Below are 17,747 nucleotides of genomic sequence, written 5' to 3'. Positions count from 1 at the left end.
ATGAAATCATATCCAATTTTCCCCACTCCTTTAGAGCAACTACGTTTTTTAGCCCAATGCTTTGATTTACCTATCAAAAATAAAAAAGCATTGGATGATAAGGCTCATGATAAAAATGTCCGTCTGGAATTAATCTGGTCATTTGTTGATGAAATATGGTTTGATCAATTAAAAGCCTTACTGCAACCAAAAGCCCTGATGCAAAAGGATGAAGATTTGGCCGAAATTATGTACCGTTATTTTCATGAGTACATATCAGACTATTTAAAAAATATTGTTGGTAAAACTGATGTTTCTGGAATAAGTAGGGCAGACCTCATGCCCATACTCATAAAATATTTTTTCCCTTATCGGGCTTACGCATTTCTGGTGCATACCCTGCCTGAAAAATATCATTTTCCTGAAATAGAGAAATTATTCTCATATGAAATCAAGTCGGTTGGCTTGGTATTAGATTGGTTAGATGATAACCCAACATGGCAAAAATATAGGGCCGAAATAAAAATAAAAGAAGAAAAAGATAAAATTGAACGTTGGCGGAGAGGAGAATTTCTGCCTTCTTATCAAGCCATTAAATTACTTTCCAAAGAAAAAAATTCTGATTGGGTGCTTATCAAATTTTGGTTGCTAATTGCACGTTCGCTAGACGAAGTTCGTAAATTAGAAATTAAAGATTTCTTTTCTAGCCTCAATTTTATTCGCGGAGTCGAATTAGAACTCGGTATGGAAGGTGTAAATTCTACTATAAGTTCTTATATAAATCGTTCCATTATAGCCATTCAACAGACTAAATCTAAAAATATTAAAGAGAAAGTAAAAATCTTCGCCGAATTGTATCAATTATTAGCACGAGATACGAAGAAAAATCAAGACTCAAAAGATAAATCATTTAGAGAATTAAATATTGCTCGTGCTATTGCTGAATCTGATCAAACACTCGAATATGAATCACAACACTGGAATTGGCTAGAAGCACGTTGGCATTTATTCTCAGGCGATTTAAATAAAGCTGTAAGTTATTACAAAGAGAGCTTTGAACAATCTTTATTTTGTAGAGGAAAGGATTTAAATTCGTTAATACAAGAAGCATTAGTTGCCACCGCCTATTTAGAAAAAAAAGAAAATATTTCGCAACGAAAATTCTTAGCACATTTAAAAAATGCTTTGGTTATGTTTGGTTATGAAATGCCATCTTTCGATGCTCATTCTGAAAAAATCAATCATAAAGATACTGTTGCAGATTGGGAGGTTGATATGTGGGCAAATGCATTTCATCGTTTTTTCCCCTCAGATGCCTATTTCCCCAATATTGAATATCCATATTTAAAATCTAAATACGATGGAATATGTACTTTTGAGGATATTGAAAAGATTAAACCCGACTATAAAAATCCAAATAGAAAAATTTCTTGGCAAGGCAAACGGATGCCGCAAATTGTATTATTCAGCCTGCTTCATGAACCAAGATATTTTGGTGATAAATATCTTAATATTATTGAGAAATTATTAAAACACGGTGCAGATGTTAACCAGCTGTCTAGCGCAAATGAGTCTGCTTTATTATTGGCAGTAGAAAAACTAGATTTAGAAGCAATACCCTATGCTTCACTAGATAAGCGATTATTCGACTTATTGGTTAAATACCCTCACACCAAAGAAACAGTTAATGCTAAAACAGCTAAAAGGGAAAAATTTCCTTTAATGCAGGCTATATCGACAGGCAAAGCAGAAGTTGTTCGGAAAATTTTAGAAATGGGTGCTGAAGTTGACCAAGTAAACTTTGAAAATGTAATACCTCTATACCACTGCCTAGGGTTAATAGATAAATTAAATAAAAAATCACCAGAAATAAAAGAAAAGAGGAAACGAAACAGAATGTTTGTAAACGCACAAGAACAGGAATTTTTTAGAAGACTTTATGCCTCCAGCCACGGACTCAGTACCATTTTTAAACCTTTTGATAATACAAAAATTCAAATACCGAAACATAATAACTCTTTTGCGTTATGGAATACTATTGAAGAACTAAGTGATCAATACACTTTAAATCGCTTAAAAGAGCAGACATCAATAGAGGAATTACACGAAATTGTTAAAATTTTACTGGAAGCTGGTGCAGATCCTAACCACCCCCATAATATTTCATATATGCAGGGCTACACACCATTGATGTTTGCTATTGAAATCAATGACCCTATCTCATTTGAAATGATGAAGCAGAAAGGTGGGGATACCTCATTAAAGGCCTATACACTGGTAAAATCTTTTACTTGTCAAGATATTAAAAATGAATGGCAAAGCGATAAAATTAATTTGTAGGTACTTCATATACAATATATTTTTATACTAGGATATACAATAACAAAGGCCGTCTGAAACCCTTTCAGACGGCCTCTGCCATTATCCCAATACTAAATCAAGGATTAGCTTCCAAAATCGTTTGCGCCTGCTGAGAAATGGTATCCAAATCAAAGAAACCGGCGCCGACAAATGCGCCCATCAGCAATCCGCCGACCAAGATTGTGCCGATAAAATAGACAAAATAACCAATCAATGTCTGCCAGCCGGTTCTGCCGCTGAGTTTTATCAGGCCGATCACTTGTACCCAGAATACCCATATCTGCCAAAACAGGCCGGCTGTTGCCAGTGCGGGGATATAAAACAGAATCAGCAGCGGTGCGGTGAGGGCTTCCGTTGCCAGTATAAAACCCCGCCATGAGATTTTGGGAGCACCGTAGTAATGCAAGATGCCGCCCATAGCGCGGGTGAGTATCAGGTATTTTAATACGGTCAGCAAAACGGCAAAAACAACGGCGGCAGTGCTTTGCCCGAAAATGGGCGCCATAGAGGCGGCGTTAACAAAACCGAGCAGCAGTAATACGGCGATATAAACAATTAGGGTGTAACGGTATTCGGTCGGGGCTTTATAGCGTAGGCGCAGTAAATCCAACATATCCCGCAAAAGTTGATACAGCATAATCAGGTCGTTCTATATAGAGTGAAGATAGAATGCGCATTGTAGCCTAAAAACGGCTGCTTATACGGCTTTGCAGCTAGATAAATCATTTTATCCGGCTGAGGCCGTCTGAAAGAGAAATTACGCCGGAATCTGTTTCAGACGGCCTAACGGTATGGTATATATGGTCGGATACCTTATAATAAAAAGCATATTTTTCATCCCTATTCAAAATAAAATACAAAGGAGAACTTTCCATGAACTACCCCCCGCAAATTAAAATCGCTGCGATCTACTACCGTGGCGGTACGTCTAAAGGCGTTTTCTTCAAACTAGGCGATTTGCCCGAAGCGGCGCAACAACCGGGCGAGGCGCGCGATAAAATTTTATTGCGCGTATTGGGCAGCCCCGATCCTTACGGTAAACAAATTGATGGTTTGGGTAATGCCAGCTCTTCCACCAGCAAGGCGGTTATCTTAGATAAAAGCACGCGGCCGGATCATGATGTCGATTATCTATTCGGCCAAGTGTCTATTGATAAGCCATTTGTCGATTGGAGCGGCAATTGCGGCAACCTTACCGCCGCCGTTGGCGCGTTTGCGATTGAAAACGGTTTGGTTGATGCGGCCAAGATTCCTGAAAACGGTGTTTGTACGGTGCGTATCTGGCAGAAAAACATCAGCAAAACCATTATCGCCCATATTCCCATCACCAACGGCCAAGTTCAGGAAACCGGAGATTTCGAGCTAGACGGTGTCACCTTTCCCGCTGCCGAAATCAAAATTGAGTTTTTAGATCCGGCCGACGGCGAGGGCGATATGTTCCCCACCGGGCAGATTGTAGATGAATTGGATGTGCCGGGTATAGGCCGTCTGAAAGCGACCATGATTAATTCGGGCATTCCCACTATTTTTGTCCGCGCCGCCGATATCGGCTATACCGGCACGGAATTGCAGGATGATATCAATAATGATGCCGCCGCTTTGGAAAAGCTGGAAACCATCCGCACCTACGGCGCATTAAAAATGGGCCTGATTAGCGACCCTGCCGAAGCGGCCACCCGCCAACACACCCCCAAAATCGCTTGGGTTGCCGAGCCGAAAGACTATACCGCCTCAAGCGGCAAAGCCGTACGCGCGGCAGATATTGATCTGTTGGTACGCGCTATGAGCATGGGAAAATTGCATCATGCCATGATGGGTACCGCTTCCGTTGCCATTGCCACTGCCGCCGCCATCCCCGGCACTTTGGTGAATCTGGCCGCAGGCGGCGGCGAACGCAGCGAAATACGCTTCGGCCACCCTTCCGGCACATTACGCGTCGGTGCGGCCGCCGAACAGCAAAACGGCAAATGGACGGCCACCAAAGCCATTATGAGCCGCAGCGCGCGCGTGATTATGGAAGGCTACGTCCGCATACCGGGTGACAGTTTTTAAGCCGCTTAAGTGAATAATATGAGGGTTCATATCCTTGCTTTTATAGCCTATCCGGCATCGCCCTACCCCATGCCCTATTTTTTGTATGGTTTGAGTGCCGGATAAATAGCCCTACAAAAAAGCCGTCTGAAAAATATTTCAGACGGCCTTTTATAACTCAAAAGCAATATGATTAAGCTTCTTTGTTTTCAGCTTTCACACGCAAACGCAAGCCTAATTCGCGCAATTGTTTGTCGTCCACCGCATTAGGTGCGTTGGTGAGCAAGCATTGTGCCCGTTGTGTTTTCGGGAATGCAATCACATCGCGGATAGATTCCGCACCGGCCATTAGGGTAACCAAGCGGTCTAAGCCGAATGCCAAACCACCATGCGGGGGCGCGCCGAATTTCAGGTTATCCAGCAGGAAGCCGAATTTGTTTTGTTGCTCTTCCGGTGTGATTTTCAGGGCGGCGAATACTTTTTCCTGAATATCGGCACGGTGGATACGGATAGAGCCGCCGCCGATTTCCCAACCGTTGAGCACCATATCGTAAGCGCGTGCCAAGCAGTTTTCCGGATCGGATTCCATTAAATCTTCATGGCCGGGTTTCGGTGAAGTAAACGGATGGTGCATGGCGGCATAGCGGTTATTTTCCTCGTCGTATTCAAACATCGGGAAATCAACCACCCACAAGGGTTTCCACTCGTCAACAAAATAGCCGTTTTCCGCGCCGTGTTCATGGCCGATTTTAATTCGCAAAGCGCCAATCGCTTCGTTCACCACTTTGGCTTTATCGGCACCGAAGAAAATAATATCGCCGTTTTGCGCGCCGGTTTTGGCAATAATTTCTTTCAAGGCGGTTTCAGACAAGAATTTCACAATCGGTGATTGCAAGCCGCTATCTTCGCTGTTGCTGATATTGTTTACATCGTTCACTTTGATGTAGGCCAAGCCTTTGGCGCCGTAGATGCCGACAAATTTGGTGTATTCGTCGATGTCTTTACGGCTTAGTTTGGCACCGTTGGGCACGCGCAAGGCTACCACACGGCCGCCTTTCATATCGGCTGCACCACGGAATACTTTGAATTCTTCCGTTTTCATTAATTCGGTCAGCTCGGTGAATTGCAACGATACGCGCATATCGGGTTTATCCGAACCGTAGTAGAACATGGCATCGGCAAAAGTCATTCGCGGGAAGTCGCCAAGCTCTACGTTTAAGGTCTCTTTAAACACCTGTTTGGCCATGCCCTCGGTGATATCCATAATTTCGTTTTCATCTAAAAACGAAGTTTCCAAGTCGATTTGGGTAAATTCGGGCTGACGGTCGGCGCGCAAGTCTTCATCGCGAAAGCATTTGGTGATTTGATAGTAGCGGTCGAAACCGGCCACCATCAATAATTGTTTGAACAATTGCGGCGACTGCGGCAAGGCGAAAAACTCGCCCGGATGCACGCGGCTGGGCACCAGATAATCGCGCGCGCCTTCGGGGGTAGAACGGGTCAGCATCGGGGTTTCAATGTCGATAAAACCTTGTTCGTCCAAATAACGGCGCACGCCCATCGCCACTTTATAACGCAATTTCAAATTATTCTGCATTTGCGGACGGCGCAAGTCGATAACGCGGTTGGTTAGGCGTACGTTTTCGCTGATATTTTCATCGTCGATTTGGAACGGCGGCGTTGCGGCGGCATTCAAGATTTCGATTTCTTTGGCTAAAATTTCAATTTTGCCGGAAATCATTTTATCGTTCGCCGTGCCTTCGGGGCGGTGGCGTACTTTGCCGGTAATGCTCAAAACGTATTCGTTACGGGCGGAATCGGCGGTTTGGAAAGCTTCGGGAGTATCCGGATCAATCACCACTTGAACCACGCCCTCGCGATCGCGCAAGTCGATAAAAATCACACCGCCGTGGTCGCGGCGGCGATGCACCCAGCCTTTCACCGTAACAGTTTGGTCTAAATATTGTTCGCTGATTAAGCCGCAATAGTTGGTACGCATAAAATCCACCTTATTTGTTTCGTTTATTTTCAATTATATTCAATTTAACTGATTGATTAGATAACAACTGCCTGCTGCTTAATCAAGCGCAGGCCGTCTGAAATACTGTATTATTTCATTTATTACTTATTGCTTATTGTGTTTTGTCCGGCAGCATGCTATAGGGAGGCAGTTGGCTGACTCCGAATTCATCCGGCAATACCATGCCCAACGAAATCACATATTTTAAAGCATCGTCCACACTCATATTCAATTCGTGCACGTCGCTTTTTTTCACCATCACATAATAACCGCCGGTTGGGTTGGGCGTGGTCGGCACATAAACCGGTATGTATTCTTCATCACCCAAACTATGCACAACAGAATTAGGTATCGAACCGGAAACAAACGCGATTGTCCAGATGCCCGGCTGGGGAAACGGTACTAAAACCGGCGTTTTAAAAGAACGGCTGTTGTCCGATAATAATGATTCGGATACTTTTTTTACACTGGAATAAATCGATTTAACAAAAGGAATATGACCGAGCAGATTATCCCAAAAGCTGATCATGCGCTTGCCAATCATATTGGCACCCAAAAGCCCTGTAATAAATAAGGCTATTGCGGTCACAATCACCCCCAACCCGGGAATATTGAAACCTAACAAATGCTTTGGCTGCCAACGTGTCGGCAAAAGATTGAGCAGTTGGTCTGAAGCGGAAATAATATACGTCACCACCCATAGCGTGACCACTATCGGCAGCCACACCAAAACGCCTGTAATCAGGTATTTTCTTAATGCTTTGGCTATGCCGCCGCTTTCAACCGGTTCGCTGGCCATATATGTGTGTTCCTTTCATGAGGGCAAAGTTGCCCAAATGCGACATTATACTTGTTCAGGTCACAATAGACGAGTATCACGCTGTTAAAAACGGCCGTCCGAATAATATCCGCAACCATTTAAAACGGCCTGATACTCTAAAATAGTCAACTCTTATTAAAATCCGTCCCAATCGTTCAACATTACACCGAAACCGATGCTGTTGTGTTTGTGGTTATAATCGAGCAAACTTTCGCCATAGCCGTGCACCCCTTGAATATAACCTTTCAGCTTGCCTTTCAACGGGAACGTATAACCGGCCTGAATACCGCCCTTACCTGTTCTCGGGTTATAGCGCATGGTAGCGGCAATGGTTTGTTTATCATCAAATCGGTATTGTACTTTTAAATCGCCATAACCCATATAGTCCATTAAATCGGGGTTGTCGTCTTTCTCACCTTTTTGGTCGAAAGCGCGCACCCAAACGCGCGGAATCACCGTTAATTTACCCCACTCCATACCGGCCATACCGTAAATCCGGTTCCAAGAACGGGATAACGGACGGCTTTGTCCGTTGGATTGATGCACCAAACCCAAGCCCAACACGCGCAGCTTACCGCCGCCCGGTAAGTTGGCTTTCACCGGTTGGGTAATAAATACTTCGGGCGTATAGTCATTATTACGGAACGGTGCGGATTGTTCGCCCTGATTCCAAAGCTGCCAATGCGCCGTTTGCGTATAACCAAACCAAACATCGGCACGGGTTTTAAACACATCTTCCATCAGTTTGGTTTTGAAAGAAATCTGCATTTTGGTTTCAAGCCGTTTTTGGTCTCTGGCTCGCGAAGCATCCGTTATACCGCGCGTTGGCGACTCGGGATAATAGTTCGGGCTGCTGTTATACCATGCCGGCAATAAATACATAGGATTATGTTCGCGAACCGATAAAATGCCGCGCACATCGTTTCTATCCAAATCGTACATCAGGCTCAACGGCGTATAGGCATCGGCCGCATCCAATAATGCTTCGGAAGGTTCTACTCCCGTTTTATTTTCATCACTGAATACAATCGTGGTTTTTTTATTAGCCAAACTTTCATCAACCGTTTTCACCAAATCCACTGCTTTAGTCGGCTGGGTTGGTGCAACCGGCGGCGCTTGCGGCGGCAGCTGTGCCGCATAAATTTTATCGAAACACGCCAAGCGCAGTGAATTATCTTTTATCAAAGTACACTGCAAAGCTTGGCCATCCGCAGTATCCGCCGAAAAAGCAGGTACCGAAGCCCCTACGGCAACGCCGAAAATAAAAATACGCTTTAACATGAGTAAACATCCATTTGATTAAATTAAATTATCTGACTTCAATGATAATGATAATATAAAACATTTGCTGTATGTTAATTTATTCAGCATAAAATACTTAATCGGTAATATGCTATTTATAATTTCAAATCGGTTTACGGCCGTCTGAAAACATCATGATTGCAAAATACAAATACTTTCCCCGTATCATGCCGACTTTTTGATAACATGAAAACACCAACAATTTGTTTTATTTATAAAATTAATGCCCCGAAGGATTATATCTATACTTCGGGGCACTGACTATTCACTTAACCATACAGCCGGCAACATTTCCATCTATATATCTGATATCTGTTCAACCGGCAGATGCCAAACAGCCTGTACAAAAATTAAGCCAAGGCTTTGATTTTGGCAGATAAACGGCTTTTATGACGGGCTGCTTTGTTTTTATGATAAACGCCTTTATCGGCAAGACGGTCAATCACTTTTACCGCCTCTTGATAAACTGCTTGAGCAGCTGCTTTATCACCTGCTTCAACCGCTTTCAAAACCTTTTTCACTGCAGAACGGAAAGCAGTACGCTGGCTGGCGTTGTGGGCACGTTGTTTAACCGACTGGCGGGCACGCTTACGGGCTTGTGCGCTATTTGCCATATTTAATATCTCCTGATAAAAATCAAATTTCGTAAACGCTCAATTTTAAAGACTTACCCCATTATGCGCAAGTGTTTTAATTAAAATCCGTTTTTCAAATCATTGCTTTTTCGTTTTTAAGAAAATGCTTCGTGCCTGCTGCTGCCCTTTTCAGACGGCCTGTCTGTTTGCCTTATCCTATCTGGAGTGATAGATAAGCTTCGATATCATTTTGATTTTTCATAAGCATTACATTACAATACGCGCACCGCCGCCGGGGTGTACATGGGGTGGCGGTTTTTTTATTTTAACCTTTCATCAGGAAACCAACCCGTATGAAAAAATCAGTATTAGCCGTTATGGCCGCCTTATCTTTGGCAGCTTGCGGCGGACAAAGTGAGCAAAATACCGCCCAACCTCAAGCAGATGCAAGTTCTGCCTCTGCTGCCACCGGCGGTCTGCCCGTAACCGACACGCTTAATATCTACAACTGGTCCAACTATGTGGATGAAAGCACAGTTGAAGACTTTAAAAAAGCCAACAATTTAAACCTGACATACGATTTGTATGAAAACAACGAAACATTGGAAGCCAAAGTCTTAACCGGTAAATCAGGCTACGACTTAGTCGTGCCCGGTATTGCTTTCCTACCACGCCAGATCCAAGCGGGCGCATATCAAAAAATCAATAAAGACTTGATTCCCAATTATAAGAATCTTGACCCTGAAATGATGAAAATGATGGAATCGGCCGATCCGGGTAATGAATATGCCGTACCCTATTTCTCAGGCGTTAACACTTTGGCGATTACCGCCAAAGGCAAAGAAGTTTTAGGCGGCGAACTGCCTGAAAACGGTTGGGATTTATTATTCAAACCCGAATATACCAACAAGCTGAAATCATGCGGTATCGCCTTGTGGGATACGCCGAGCGAAATGTTCCCGATTGTATTGAACTACTTGGGTAAAGATCCGAGAGGCACAAGCACGGAAGATATCAATGCGGCAGCAGCAGTATTGCAAGCCATCCGCCCCGATGTGAAACGCTTCAGCCCTTCCGTTATCGACGAATTAGCACGCGGTGATGTTTGCCTGGCAGCCGGCAACGGCGGCGATTTGAATATGGCCAAAGCCCGTTCCGAAGAAGTGAAAAACAATGTCGGCATTGATGTATTAACCCCTAAAGGCATGGGCTTCTGGATTGAATCTTGGCTGATTCCCGCCGATGCGAAAAATGTAGCCAATGCACATAAATACATCAACTACACTTTGGATCCGGAAATTGCTGCGAAAAACGGTAATGCCGTAACCTTCGCCCCGGCCAGCCTGCCGGCGCGTGAAAAAATGGATCCGGCACTGGTGGCTACCCGTTCTATCTTCCCGAATGAAGAAGATGTGAAAAACGGCTTCCTGATGCCCCAAATGGATAACGATGCCAAAAAACTGACTGTCAATCTATGGCAGAAAATCAAAGTCGGCACTAACTAATCCGCCCGTATTTTCATATTTGGCAACACCAAACAACGGCTTTTATACAGCCGTTGTTTTTTATTTTATAGCCAACACGGCGGGGAAGCTGAAGCCGTCTGAAAAATCAAGCATGTTTCTTAATTCTAAAATTGCTATCTTTCTAGAAAGATATAAACATAACTAATTATTTCTAAAAACAAACTGAATTTTATCTTCCGTATACACAACCAACCTGCATGCCAATATCAGCTTTATAGCGGTTATGTTTTCCTATTAAGAAATGAATATTAAATAAAAACGGTATTTATCAAATTTCAGGCATTTCATACAATACACACATCAACACAACAGGCAGCCGATAAAAATATTGCCTAATGTTTAAAACCCAATAAAAAAATACACCATGAGGACAATTATCATGAAAAAAACTATGCTTACTTTCGCCGCTTTAGCTACTTTAGCCACTTCTTTCGCTTCTGCCCGCGGTGCCCATATGCCGGCTTACAACCATGCCAATAATTCAGGTGAAATCGCCGGTTTGCAAGCCGTTCAATATGACGGTATGAAACGTGCAGATAAAAACAACGACAGCATCAAATTCAGCTTTCCGGGCAATACCGTAGTTGCCGAAGATGACGGTTATCAATTCTTAGGCCGTACCGAAAGCCGTTAAATATTAAAGTTTGCCATGAGGGTTAACAGGCCGTCTGAAAGTTCAGATGGCCTGTTTTTTTATAGGGTGATTATTTTTATGCTATGGCTTGAAAGTATAGCTATCAATTTTACCTTCCGGCATTACCGGCACTAATAAATTATCGCCATAGCTTGCAATATCGGCAGAGCCTTTCCCACTGTCAAACAGTAGTTTGGTTTGCCCGTTGCTATATTGCATAATTTTTCCGGCCAACATATCACTAACAATAATATTACCGCGTATTTTGGTAATACCGTCCAGATTGCCGATTTGTTGTGCACCGGGAAGCGGTTCGACTTTTTTGGTGGCAATATCAACGGCATAGATACCGCCTAAGGTATCGGTAGAGAAATCCTCCCGCATACCCTCACCCCAATTGACAACCAATAAACGATTACCATCCACAAACAAACCGTTAGGGTGTGAAAAAGCATCACTTTCTACCCATTTTGCCAATGTTTGCCCTTGCAAACGGAAAATACCGCCGCCGACAACATCGCTAACATACACATTGCCTTGTTCGTCAACACTGACATCATTGAGCATTTTGCTATCTTCTGCGGTGATGGTTTGCGTAACCTTACCTGTAGGGATATCAACAACGCGCAGTTGTTGGATATCGGCGATGTATAGTGAGTCTTCATATTGGGCGATACCTTTAGGGGCATTGAGCCCGCGTACCCAACTTCTTTCCAGTAGTTCGCCATTTTTGCCTAAGCGGCTGATATAGGCTTTTCCATCTTGTGCCATCGGGCCGCCATCGTTGTTGGTCACATAAAAGTTGTCGCGCTTGGTGTCATATGCCACGGACTCCGGATGTGCAAAACCGCTGCTCGACCACTGTAATGCCGGTTTCGCCAACTCTTCGGCATGGGCGGCGTGCATCAAGATGGCAGCGCTGCTTAAAATGAGACTTTTCTTGATTCGATTCATCAATTTTCTCCATTATCATTTACTTAGCAAGTTTTATCGGTATCCATTTGAAAAGCGAACTTTTCCGGCAAGGCCACATCCGACCTTGCCGGTTTTATTATCCTTATAATTCTAACTACGGGTTACAACACCATTTTTCACCCTAATTTTAGACATGGCCGAGCCGACTATTTTACTGTTTTCAATGGCCTTATTAATTCTTGAAATATCACTTTCAGTCAGTTGTATATTCAGGCTTTCTACCGATTCTAATAATTGGGAAACCTTTCTGGCTCCTGTTAGCGGGATAATATCTTTCCCTTTGTTAAATATCCAAGCATGGGCTAATTGTGCAATAGAAATATTTTTTTCGGCAGCAATTTCATTCATTGCATCGGTTAGGGGATCTTTTTGCGAACCAAAAAGTTTACCCAACCTTAATAATCCGAAAGCGACAACTCCGGTACCGAATTCTCTGGCAACCGGTAAAATATCTTTTTCAATACTGTTATTGGTAATCGAGTATTCCAATTCCACCAAACTAATGGGGTGTACTTCATTGGCTTTTCTCAATACATCCGCATCCACTTCCGACAAACCAATGTGTTTGACATAACCTTCTTTTACTAAATCTGCAATGGCGCCGATGGTATCCTCAATCGGGATACCCGTATCCACTCTGGCAGGTTGGTATAAATCAATATAATCAAGATTCAGGTTTTTAAGTGCCGAAGTAATGTATTTTTTTACATTTTTAGGGCCTACGTCTACGATGTTTTCTTCTCTCGCCCGACTACCGAAAGTACCGTATTTCACGGAAATAAAAGCCTTATCCCTATCTTGGTTTTTTAGCGCTTCGCCGATTAATTTTTCATTATGCCCGTCGACACCATAGAAATCGCCTGTATTCAAAAGGTTAATACCTAAATCTAATGCCTTATGAATGGTAGCGATACCTTCTTCTCTGGTAGCGCCGGGTAATGACATTCTCATGCAACCCAACCCTAATCTTGAAATGCTAAAGTCTTTATTTTGATATTTTTCGATAGCCATATCTCTAACCTCCAGTTAAGTTAATCACAATTCCATTCTATGAGGATTATCCATATCCATAGTCACCATTATGAATACAGTAATATGTTTGATAATTTAACATATTCATGAAGAAATAATCCCTCAAATTCAGCAAATACAAAGTAAATAGATGTTATCGCCATTTAATGGCTTTTTATCAAGAAATGATTTCCTATTTGGAAACGAATATTAAACAAAACTGGTATTTATTAAATATTAGTTGTTTTATACAATACATACATCAATAAAGCAGACAACAGTTTAAATGTTGCCGAATGCCGAACCAAACACAAAACACATATACATAAGAGGATTATTATCATGAAAAAAACCGTACTGACTTTCGCCGCTTTAGCTACTTTTGCCGCTTCTTTCGCTTCTGCTAAAGGTGCCCATATGCCTAAATATGACCACGCCAACGACTCAGGCCCGATTGCAGGGTTGCAAGCAGTGCAACATGAAGGCATGATCCGTGCGCGTAAAAACGACGACAGCGTTAAATTTATTGCCCCCCGTGGACAAACTTCCGATGCTGCTTTCCAATACCACTATGATCACTTAGGCCGTACTGAAAGCCGCTAATAAATTATTTGAGTGTTGATAACAGAATGAAAAATACCGTCTGAAATATTTCAGACGGTATTTTTATAAATAGTTGCCCCATACCCCTTAAAGCTCTTAAGATTTCCTATTAAGAAATGAATATTAAATAAAATCAGTATTTATCAATTTATGGCAACTTTATACAATACACACATCAACAAAGCAGGCAGCTAATTTAAATGTTGCCCGAAGATTAAACTCGATACAAAACACATCAGATCCAATGAGGATAATTATCATGAAAAAAACCATGCTTACTTTCGCCGCTTTAGCTACCCTTGCCACTTCTTTCGCCTCTGCCCGCGGTGCTCATATGCCTCGCTACGATCATACTAATGATTCAGGTGCTATTGCTGGTTTACAAGAAACCAATAATGATGCCGAAGACAGTATCCAACTGATTGCACCGCGTACCGGAATTGATGATTCTGCTTTCAAATACAACTATCAATATTTAGGCCGCACCACAAGTCGTTAATATATTACTTGGTGTTTGTTAAAAGATGAAAAAGGCCGTCTGAAAATTTTCAGACGGCCTTTTAACAGTCAGTGATTGTTTAGTTAATAACAATAATTGTTTATTCAATAACAGGTATTTTAAAGCTGTCTAAAGAATTGAACCATCCAAGCGGATACCCACTCGAACTCAGCAATCCCAATGTTTGCAAGTGCGATTGATATTGCCTATACAGGCTTTCAATCCGAGTAAATAACCGGATTATGACATTAAACCTTTAATCAATAATATAAATACAATTTTAAATCCATTTGTCATGGTTTCCTATTAAGAAACAAATGTTAAACAAAATTAGTATTTATCAATTATTGGATGTTTTATAGAATACACACATCAACATAACCGGACAGCAAATTTTTATACGTTGTCTGATTTTTAACCCCATAAAAACACAATACATAATGAGGATAATTATCATGAAAAAAACTATACTTACTTTCGCCGCTTTAGCTACTTTCGCCGCTTCTTTTGCTTCTGCTAAAGGCGCCCACATGCCTAAATATGATCATGCTAATGATTCAGGCCCTATTGCCGGCTTACAAGCAACCAATGATGATTATGAAGACAGCCTTCAATTCATCGCACCGCGTACCGGAATTGATGAAAATGCTTTCCAATACCAATATGAGCATTTAGGCCGTACTGAACGCCGCTAATAGCTTATCAAACTGATATAAAAAGGCCGTCTGAAATTTCAGACGGCCTTTTGTTTAACCCTATCCGAATCAACGCAACCCTAATCGCCGCTTCAAAAGCAAATACATCAAAGCCACATTAATCGAATCATTCAAAGCATCATGGCGGGGCAAATCGTTTAGCCCGAGTTTTTTACACATCGAATCCAAGCGCAAATCGACATAGCTGTCGTGTATGTTTTCTTTGCCCTGCCAGCGGTGGTAAAGCGAAGACACATCGGTTTGTTTATTCGGCAATTTGATGCCGATCATAGGTTTGAGAACCTTGTTTATCATCGCCACATCATATTCCAAATAATAGCCGATTAATTCGCGTCCGCCGATAAACGCCAGCAACTGTTTAACGGCTTCTTGCACCGGAATGCCGTCTGAAAGGTCTTTCGGGCGCAATCCGTGTACGCTGATATTGGCCGCATCCATCGGGTTTTCGGGCTTCACCAATACATAAAACGATTCGCTCGCCAATACTTGATTATCGCGGATTTTTACCGCGCCAATCGACAATATTTCGGCTTCTTTCACATCCAAGCTGGTGGTTTCGCAATCGAAGCTGACCAACTCGTCATGCTCGTCGTCAAACAAAAATTCATAATCGGGATCGGTGAGTTTTTTGCGTTCCCTGCCGCGTAAAAAGCGTTTAAACATATGTCTGCTCCTTTACGCGGTAATATGGAAATGATGGCGGATAACGTTTTTAAAACGTTTCACCACTTGCAACGCATCTTTTAATAAATCGCGTTCTAACGTCGATAAGCTGTCGAAATCCAATTGGTTGGGCGCTTCTTCCGTCCCCCCTCCGTCCAATACCGCCAGATTGGCAGTAAGGCGCAAATCCATAATATAACTCAGGGCTTCGGCGACATCTTTACCCAAGGCTTCATCAATCACCTTTAATTGTGCCAAACGGCGGATACGCTCGAAGGTATTGGTTTCTTCGATACGCGCTTCCAAACTGAGGGCGCGGATACCGTGCACCACAGGGAACTGCCCCATTTTTTTAATATCCATTTTTTCAGATTGCCCGCGCTTGAGCAGTTGCGGGAAAAAGCCTTTGCTTTGGCTGTCGAACTGATCAACCGCACGGGCAAACGACATCAACATGCCCACATCGTTAATCATCACTTTCTGCAAATGCGCTTTTACTTCGGCAAGCATGGATATATCACCGGCAACGGCTTTGGCATCGATAAAAATCGCCAGATTCATCATGCTTTCCCCGCTAGGCGAAGTACACCAGCCGCTGACCATTTTTTTAAATGCCGGCAGGGTTTTGCGCCATTGCGGGTTATTGACCATAATTTTGCCCGGGCAAGGCGGATAGCCCAATTGCGCCAAGGTTTCGGAAAATTTTTCAGCGGTTTCGGTGGCCAAATCCATATCGACGCCCTCGCCCAAAATCAGCGCGTTGTCTTGGTCGGTTTTCAAAACCTGCTCGCCGCGCCCTTCCGAACCCATCACAATCAGGCACGAATGTTCATACAGTTCATCAGGTGCCAGAATCCGCCAAGCTTTTTCAAACAGGCTGCTGTTCAAAACCTGCATCAACTGCGCCAACTGCGGGGCGCGCACACCGTTGCTGCGCAAGAGGCGGATGGAATCGGTCATCTGTCCGGCGATATCCACCAATTCCTCGATGGTTTTCGCCCGCTCCAAACGTTGCGCCACCAAATGGCTGTGGTTGGAAAGATAGGCCAATACGTCAATCTGTTCCAAAGTGCCGACCGGTGTGCCGTTTTCGGTCACCACCACGCGCTGAATCCGATAGCTCATCATTTTCAGCAAGGCATTAAACACAAAATCATCGATATCGGCACCAATCAAATCAAAGGCCGACCATTTATATACCGGCTCGTCGGGCGAACCGCAGGCGATGACCATGTCGCGAAAAGCCGATTCGGTAAACACGCCGACTTTGTCTTCATGGCGCACCAAAGCGGATTTGGTTTTGCGCTCTTTCAACACTTCGGCAGCATGAAAAAGCTTATCGCTGCCTTCCAACCAAGTCGGGTTATTACGGTAGGCATCGCGCACTTTCGCCGTAAACAGGCTTTCAAATTCACTTTCGTTTTTGGAGTTCGACAAGCTGGCAAATTTATCGGCCACACTGGCATAACAATAAGCACCGAAGCGCGGATTGGCATCGATAATTTCCAACACCACCGCTTTCGGAATCGTATAAACCAAGGCTTCTTCTTCGACAATAAACTGATGATGGCTGATACCCTCAATCAAACCGCGTGCTTCAAAAGTATCGTGCGTGCGGTAGAGCGACACCATTTCGCCATCGGCACCGATTTCTTTTACCAAGCCTTTCATCACCACATATAAAAACTCAATCGGCTCTTCCGGTTTGATAATGGTTTCATCGTCGTGGAAAAAGGCGATATTGACAGACTTCTGCAACAGAATCCGCTCGGAATTGTTGAGATAATTGAAAGGGGCGTAGTTAAAGTCGAACCGTTCCATAGTTGATTTCTTCCTTTGTTTTGTTGTTTTATTTTATTTATTGTCAAACAATTATGCCATGTTTTCGAGAAAACAGGGGCATCGGCCGTCTGAAAACATTCAGACGGCCTCAAAATATCGGTTTTTCTACCGCCGCAAAACCCAAAACAATACCCGCCCGAATCAGCTTCGGGCGGGCATCTCAAACCGATACCAAACCGGTTTAAACCAA

Annotated in this window: 17 protein-coding genes; 8 read left to right on the top strand and 9 right to left on the bottom strand. The window is 43.2% G+C overall.

All coding sequences use genetic code 11. From position 1 onward, the window contains the following. Complete coding sequence (locus tag NXS09_RS03185) at nt 1-2,319, top strand: ankyrin repeat domain-containing protein (RefSeq protein ID WP_259291111.1); 2,319 nt, start codon at nt 1-3, stop codon at nt 2,317-2,319. A 97-nt stretch (nt 2,320-2,416) separates the two neighbouring features. Here NXS09_RS03185 and NXS09_RS03180 read toward each other — a convergent pair whose 3' ends face one another. After that, on the bottom strand, nt 2,417-2,977 hold the full coding sequence (locus NXS09_RS03180) for a hypothetical protein (protein WP_259291110.1): 561 nt from the start codon (nt 2,975-2,977) through the stop codon (nt 2,417-2,419). 236 nt (nt 2,978-3,213) lie between these two features. Here NXS09_RS03180 and prpF point away from each other — a divergent pair, with 236 nt between their 5' ends. After that, on the top strand, nt 3,214-4,392 hold the full coding sequence (gene prpF / locus NXS09_RS03175; protein WP_259291109.1) for a 2-methylaconitate cis-trans isomerase PrpF: 1,179 nt from the start codon (nt 3,214-3,216) through the stop codon (nt 4,390-4,392). Nucleotides 4,393-4,564: 172 nt separating this feature from the next. Here prpF and aspS read toward each other — a convergent pair whose 3' ends face one another. The 4 genes from aspS to rpsT all read right to left on the bottom strand — a co-directional run bounded on the left by aspS (nt 4,565) and on the right by rpsT (nt 9,127). Continuing rightward, nucleotides 4,565-6,370 carry an aspartate--tRNA ligase gene (gene aspS, locus NXS09_RS03170; RefSeq protein ID WP_259291108.1) on the bottom strand — a complete coding sequence of 602 codons (1,806 nt, stop codon included), beginning with the start codon at nt 6,368-6,370 and terminating at the stop codon, nt 4,565-4,567. Nucleotides 6,371-6,503: 133 nt separating this feature from the next. Further along, on the bottom strand, nt 6,504-7,190 hold the full coding sequence (locus NXS09_RS03165; protein ID WP_259291107.1) for a DUF502 domain-containing protein: 687 nt from the start codon (nt 7,188-7,190) through the stop codon (nt 6,504-6,506). A gap of 156 nt (nt 7,191-7,346) precedes the next feature. Then, nucleotides 7,347-8,492 carry a phospholipase A gene (locus NXS09_RS03160; RefSeq protein ID WP_259291106.1) on the bottom strand — a complete coding sequence of 382 codons (1,146 nt, stop codon included), beginning with the start codon at nt 8,490-8,492 and terminating at the stop codon, nt 7,347-7,349. Between the two features lie 371 nt (nt 8,493-8,863). Next, nucleotides 8,864-9,127: a 30S ribosomal protein S20 gene (gene rpsT, locus NXS09_RS03155; RefSeq protein WP_259291105.1), complete on the bottom strand. Its 264-nt coding sequence runs from the start codon at nt 9,125-9,127 to the stop codon at nt 8,864-8,866. Between the two features lie 314 nt (nt 9,128-9,441). Here rpsT and NXS09_RS03150 point away from each other — a divergent pair, with 314 nt between their 5' ends. Together NXS09_RS03150 and NXS09_RS03145 are read left to right on the top strand one after the other, a co-directional pair. After that, entirely contained in the window at nt 9,442-10,593 is a 1,152-nt protein-coding gene (locus NXS09_RS03150; RefSeq protein ID WP_259291104.1) for a type 2 periplasmic-binding domain-containing protein, read from the top strand. Between the two features lie 400 nt (nt 10,594-10,993). Beyond that, nucleotides 10,994-11,248: a hypothetical protein gene (locus NXS09_RS03145; protein WP_259291103.1), complete on the top strand. Its 255-nt coding sequence runs from the start codon at nt 10,994-10,996 to the stop codon at nt 11,246-11,248. A gap of 81 nt (nt 11,249-11,329) precedes the next feature. Here NXS09_RS03145 and NXS09_RS03140 read toward each other — a convergent pair whose 3' ends face one another. Continuing rightward, nucleotides 11,330-12,202, bottom strand: coding sequence for an SMP-30/gluconolactonase/LRE family protein (locus tag NXS09_RS03140; RefSeq protein ID WP_259291102.1), 873 nt, complete (start codon nt 12,200-12,202; stop codon nt 11,330-11,332). Between the two features lie 111 nt (nt 12,203-12,313). Continuing rightward, nucleotides 12,314-13,234, bottom strand: a complete 921-nt coding sequence (locus NXS09_RS03135; protein ID WP_259291101.1) for an aldo/keto reductase — start codon at nt 13,232-13,234, stop codon at nt 12,314-12,316. Nucleotides 13,235-13,576: 342 nt separating this feature from the next. Here NXS09_RS03135 and NXS09_RS03130 point away from each other — a divergent pair, with 342 nt between their 5' ends. The 3 genes from NXS09_RS03130 to NXS09_RS03120 all read left to right on the top strand — a co-directional run bounded on the left by NXS09_RS03130 (nt 13,577) and on the right by NXS09_RS03120 (nt 15,031). Beyond that, the gene (locus tag NXS09_RS03130; protein ID WP_259291100.1) at nt 13,577-13,837 is read left to right on the top strand and encodes a hypothetical protein; all 261 of its coding nucleotides are present in this window, start codon (nt 13,577-13,579) and stop codon (nt 13,835-13,837) included. A gap of 259 nt (nt 13,838-14,096) precedes the next feature. Continuing rightward, a complete protein-coding gene (locus NXS09_RS03125) occupies nt 14,097-14,336 on the top strand; it encodes a hypothetical protein (protein WP_259291099.1) in 240 nt (79 codons plus the stop codon). 455 nt (nt 14,337-14,791) lie between these two features. Beyond that, the gene (locus NXS09_RS03120; protein WP_259291098.1) at nt 14,792-15,031 is read left to right on the top strand and encodes a hypothetical protein; all 240 of its coding nucleotides are present in this window, start codon (nt 14,792-14,794) and stop codon (nt 15,029-15,031) included. Between the two features lie 69 nt (nt 15,032-15,100). Here the strand turns inward: NXS09_RS03120 and NXS09_RS03115 are convergent, their stop codons facing one another. Together NXS09_RS03115 and NXS09_RS03110 are read right to left on the bottom strand one after the other, a co-directional pair. Then, entirely contained in the window at nt 15,101-15,715 is a 615-nt protein-coding gene (locus tag NXS09_RS03115; RefSeq protein WP_259291097.1) for a 3'-5' exonuclease, read from the bottom strand. Between the two features lie 12 nt (nt 15,716-15,727). After that, on the bottom strand, nt 15,728-17,536 hold the full coding sequence (locus tag NXS09_RS03110) for a DUF294 nucleotidyltransferase-like domain-containing protein (RefSeq protein WP_259291096.1): 1,809 nt from the start codon (nt 17,534-17,536) through the stop codon (nt 15,728-15,730). A 53-nt stretch (nt 17,537-17,589) separates the two neighbouring features. Here NXS09_RS03110 and NXS09_RS03105 point away from each other — a divergent pair, with 53 nt between their 5' ends. Beyond that, nucleotides 17,590-17,742 carry a hypothetical protein gene (locus NXS09_RS03105; RefSeq protein ID WP_259291095.1) on the top strand — a complete coding sequence of 51 codons (153 nt, stop codon included), beginning with the start codon at nt 17,590-17,592 and terminating at the stop codon, nt 17,740-17,742. The last annotated feature ends 5 nt before the right edge of the window (nt 17,743-17,747 follow it).

The sequence above is a fragment of the Neisseria montereyensis genome, assembly GCF_024834045.1.
GTDB lineage: Bacteria > Pseudomonadota > Gammaproteobacteria > Burkholderiales > Neisseriaceae > Neisseria > Neisseria montereyensis.
The sequence above is the reverse complement of the archived record's forward strand: the minus strand, read 5'-3'. Positions and strand labels throughout refer to the sequence as shown.

Coding starts and splice junctions, on each gene's coding strand:
- NXS09_RS03185 (WP_259291111.1), top strand. CDS start 1: ATGAAATCATATCCAATTTTCCCCACTCCTTTAGAGCAACTACGTTTT.
- NXS09_RS03180 (WP_259291110.1), bottom strand. CDS start 2,977: ATGCTGTATCAACTTTTGCGGGATATGTTGGATTTACTGCGCCTACGC.
- prpF (WP_259291109.1), top strand. CDS start 3,214: ATGAACTACCCCCCGCAAATTAAAATCGCTGCGATCTACTACCGTGGC.
- aspS (WP_259291108.1), bottom strand. CDS start 6,370: ATGCGTACCAACTATTGCGGCTTAATCAGCGAACAATATTTAGACCAA.
- NXS09_RS03165 (WP_259291107.1), bottom strand. CDS start 7,190: ATGGCCAGCGAACCGGTTGAAAGCGGCGGCATAGCCAAAGCATTAAGA.
- NXS09_RS03160 (WP_259291106.1), bottom strand. CDS start 8,492: ATGTTAAAGCGTATTTTTATTTTCGGCGTTGCCGTAGGGGCTTCGGTA.
- rpsT (WP_259291105.1), bottom strand. CDS start 9,127: ATGGCAAATAGCGCACAAGCCCGTAAGCGTGCCCGCCAGTCGGTTAAA.
- NXS09_RS03150 (WP_259291104.1), top strand. CDS start 9,442: ATGAAAAAATCAGTATTAGCCGTTATGGCCGCCTTATCTTTGGCAGCT.
- NXS09_RS03145 (WP_259291103.1), top strand. CDS start 10,994: ATGAAAAAAACTATGCTTACTTTCGCCGCTTTAGCTACTTTAGCCACT.
- NXS09_RS03140 (WP_259291102.1), bottom strand. CDS start 12,202: ATGAATCGAATCAAGAAAAGTCTCATTTTAAGCAGCGCTGCCATCTTG.
- NXS09_RS03135 (WP_259291101.1), bottom strand. CDS start 13,234: ATGGCTATCGAAAAATATCAAAATAAAGACTTTAGCATTTCAAGATTA.
- NXS09_RS03130 (WP_259291100.1), top strand. CDS start 13,577: ATGAAAAAAACCGTACTGACTTTCGCCGCTTTAGCTACTTTTGCCGCT.
- NXS09_RS03125 (WP_259291099.1), top strand. CDS start 14,097: ATGAAAAAAACCATGCTTACTTTCGCCGCTTTAGCTACCCTTGCCACT.
- NXS09_RS03120 (WP_259291098.1), top strand. CDS start 14,792: ATGAAAAAAACTATACTTACTTTCGCCGCTTTAGCTACTTTCGCCGCT.
- NXS09_RS03115 (WP_259291097.1), bottom strand. CDS start 15,715: ATGTTTAAACGCTTTTTACGCGGCAGGGAACGCAAAAAACTCACCGAT.
- NXS09_RS03110 (WP_259291096.1), bottom strand. CDS start 17,536: ATGGAACGGTTCGACTTTAACTACGCCCCTTTCAATTATCTCAACAAT.
- NXS09_RS03105 (WP_259291095.1), top strand. CDS start 17,590: ATGCCATGTTTTCGAGAAAACAGGGGCATCGGCCGTCTGAAAACATTC.